Source organism: Pseudomonas sp. SWRI81 (genome assembly GCF_014268545.1).
GTDB classification, from domain to species: Bacteria; Pseudomonadota; Gammaproteobacteria; order Pseudomonadales; family Pseudomonadaceae; genus Aquipseudomonas; species Aquipseudomonas hamedanensis.
In genome coordinates this window covers 1-206 of the sequence record NZ_JABWQS010000129.1, presented here as the reverse complement: position 1 = coordinate 206, position 206 = coordinate 1, and the positions used below count along the sequence as shown (strand labels likewise).

Here is a 206-nt window from a genome sequence, read left to right as displayed (position 1 = left end):
AACGTGCCGACTGCGGCCAATGACGTGTACAACAATGGCAGCACCGTCAGCACCACCATCACTGGTGCCACCGGTGGTAATTTCGAAAACCTGGTGCCGAACCCGACGCCAGCGGTCACCACGATTACCGATTCGGTGGATAACACCGGCCTGACCTTGACCGCGACCAACAACATCGTCGAAGGCGGCCAGATCACTTACACCGC

General features: G+C 58.7%; 1 protein-coding gene. It reads left to right on the top strand.

Translation table 11 applies throughout. The features are described 5' to 3' along the window. A partial coding sequence (locus tag HU765_RS26725; RefSeq protein ID WP_186624111.1) for an immunoglobulin-like domain-containing protein occupies positions 1 to 206 on the top strand: 206 nt, incomplete at both ends.